This window comes from Falsiroseomonas sp. E2-1-a20 (assembly GCF_051433195.1).
Taxonomy (GTDB): domain Bacteria; phylum Pseudomonadota; class Alphaproteobacteria; order Acetobacterales; family Acetobacteraceae; genus Falsiroseomonas.
Map to the genome: position 1 here is coordinate 1 of NZ_JBHMFT010000125.1, position 2,792 is coordinate 2,792.

At 62.2% G+C, this 2,792-nt stretch carries 2 protein-coding genes; both read left to right on the forward strand.

The annotated features are described in order from the left end of the window. Positions 1-206: 206 nt before the first annotated feature. Positions 207-1,241, forward strand: a complete 1,035-nt coding sequence (locus ACFHPP_RS30785) for an acyltransferase family protein (RefSeq protein ID WP_437167035.1) — start codon at positions 207-209, stop codon at positions 1,239-1,241. A 285-nt stretch (positions 1,242-1,526) separates the two neighbouring features. Further along, positions 1,527-2,504: an NAD-dependent epimerase/dehydratase family protein gene (locus ACFHPP_RS30790; RefSeq protein ID WP_437167036.1), complete on the forward strand. Its 978-nt coding sequence runs from the start codon at positions 1,527-1,529 to the stop codon at positions 2,502-2,504. The last annotated feature ends 288 nt before the right edge of the window (positions 2,505-2,792 follow it).

Below are 2,792 nucleotides of genomic sequence, written 5' to 3' on the forward strand. Positions count from 1 at the left end.
TTAGAGAACCACAGGGCGCGACCGCTGACGTCCCTACACGTTGCGCGGAGCTAGCGTTCTTGTGGATATTCGCCCGAAACTGAGCGTTGCAGCGTTCGAATGCAGCCAGGTTTAGAAACATATTGAGGCCCGTCCTGTCTGGAAAATCCTCTGCGCTACTTGCGCGCCCAGTATCCACTCCGAGTGCAGCAACTCGGATCGAGGAGTTGGATGCGCTCCGCGGTCTCGCTGCCCTAGCCGTGGTGCTGTTCCACTACTTCGACCATTATGACAGATCGCATGACCATGTGACGGAGCCACTGTTCTACATCCCCTGGGGCGACGGCGGCGTGCAGCTATTCTTCGTCATCAGCGGCTTCGTCATCTTCATGACGCTGCAGCGGGCGCAGCGGCCGATGGATTTTGTCGTCTCCCGCTTCTCCCGCCTCTATCCCGGCTACTGGGCCGCGATCCTGGTCACGACATTCACGGTGCAGGCGCTCGAGGTTGACTACTACCAGCGCCCGATGCTGGACGTGGTGCTGAACTTCACCATGCTGCAAAGGCTGTCGTTCATCCCGGCTGACGACATCGAAGGCGCTTACTGGACGCTCTACGTCGAGCTCTGGTTCTACGTCGCCATGCTGGCGTTGTTCACCCTGCGCCTGCTGCGCCACATCGAGGCCTTCCTGCTGCTGGCGCTCGGCGTGTCCTGGGCCTGGTGGGCGGGCGAGTACTGGGGCGGCTCGGGCTTCTGGGGCTGGAACCTCACCACCTCCTTCGGTCTGGTGTTCGGGCAGATCCCGTTCTTCGTCATCGGCATCGGCCTCTACCGGCTGCACATGCGGGAACGGCCGTCCATGGCGCTGCTGGTCATCCTGGCCGCGCTGGCCACCATCCCGGTGCAGCACCCGTTCGAATTGCTGGCCGCGGCGCTGGTCGCCATCGCCGCTTTCGCCCTGATCCTGACCGGCCGCGCCGGCTTCCTGCGCCAGCCCGTGCTGGTCTGGCTCGGCGCCATCTCCTACAGCCTGTACCTCATCCACAACTATGCCGGCCGGTCGCTGATCCTGCGTCTGCAGGATGATGCGGGCTGGTCGGCGAATGCCTCCGTCGCGGCGGCGCTGGTGGCGTCGTTGGTCCTGGCGACGGTGCTGACCTATCTGGTGGAACGCCCGGCGCAGCGGCTAATCCGGCGCTGGTATGCCAGCTGGCGCAGCCATACCAACCGACCGCGCCCGGTGGTGGTCAAGGCAAGCTGAGCTCCGCTCGCAGCAGGCCGATCCCGGCCATCGCATCCGCCACGATCAGCGCGGACAGCACGCCGCCGAGCGCTAGTGGCCGCGGCACGTAGGTCCCTGTGCTCGGATACAGCACTTGCCGGATCGCGTGCCGGCTAGGTAAACATCGCCTCGCCTGACAGCCGTCTTAACGCGATCATCATTACTGAAATGTTAGAATCAGGCGATCTGGTATCACCAGATCCCAGGCTGGGCCGCCGCATTCGGTTCCGCCATCTCCCTCACCAATATGAGATGGATACGGCCATGAATCAAAAACCTCTTGTCGCAGTAACAGGCGTCTCTGGCTTCACAGGATGGGCGTTGGCCACGGCGCTGCTCGCGGAAGGCCATCCGGTCAGGGGCCTCATCCGCTCGGCCGCTGCCCCTCGCCCCGCTGGAACTGAGGTTGTGGTCGGTGATCTCGGCAACACCGAAGCCCTGAAGATACTGGTAGACGGCGTTGATACGGTTTTCCACATCGCGGCCATGTTCCGCACGGAGGGCGCGCGGGAGGAGTTCTTTGCGGTTAATCGAGACGGAACGCGGCGCTTGCTTGAAGCAGCCGAAGCCGGAGGTGTCCGTCGCTTCGTCTACTGCTCGACCATCGGCGTTCACGGCGACGTCGCCAATTCTCCGGCCGATGAAAATTCTCCCTTCAACCCGCGCGACGCGTACCAGGAAAGCAAGCTGGAGGCTGAGCAGGTCTGCCACGAGTTCGTGGCACGGGGCGCCATGGAGATCGTCATCATCCGGCCCTGCAGCATCTATGGGCCCGGTGACCTTCGGATGCTGAAGATGTTCCGCATGCTGCAGAATGGCACCTTCATTTTCGTCGGCGACGGCAGGCCGAACTTTCACCCTGCCTACATCGATGATCTCGTGCAGGGCTTCATGCTTGCCATGAACGTGCCGGAGGCGGCGGGCGAGACTTTCATCATTGGCAATGAATACCTGCCCTTGCGGGACTATGTGGCAACCGCGGCACACACTGTTGAGGCAGCGCCGCCCAAGCGTCGCATTCCCTACGGCCTCATGCATAACGCGGCGCATCTTTGCGAGAAGGTGTGCATCCCTCTCGGCCTCCAGCCGCCGCTGCACCGGCGGCGGCTCAGCTTCTTCAAGCATAACCGCGCCTTCACGACGCGAAAGGCGAACAGGATTCTTGGCTACGGCCCGACCGCGGACCTTGAGGAGGGATTTCGCAGGACAGTGGCGTGGTACCGCCGAAGCAGATTGCTTTAGTCAGCAACTCTGCATCGACGCCGCGGAATGCAATCCAGCTACTTTGGCCGCGGATCAGGTTTTGGTGCTGGCTCTGAGGAAGCACCTGCGACCGACCTGCTTTGAACCACACGGCCTCCTCTGATCCTGGAGCTCTGGGGGCAGCTTCCCAGCTGACATGCCGCGGGACTGGCTACCATCCCGGAAAGCACATTCCGCCACTGGCGCGGCTGATGCAGGACCAATCAGAGAGAATTATAACGAACTCGTGAATTTGGCGATCTACAAAGACCATCCTTAGGCAGTTAG

What these genes read in the sequence shown, in the direction of transcription:
- ACFHPP_RS30790 (WP_437167036.1), top strand. Translation starts at nt 1,527, where the DNA reads ATGAATCAAAAACCTCTTGTCGCAGTAACAGGCGTCTCTGGCTTCACA.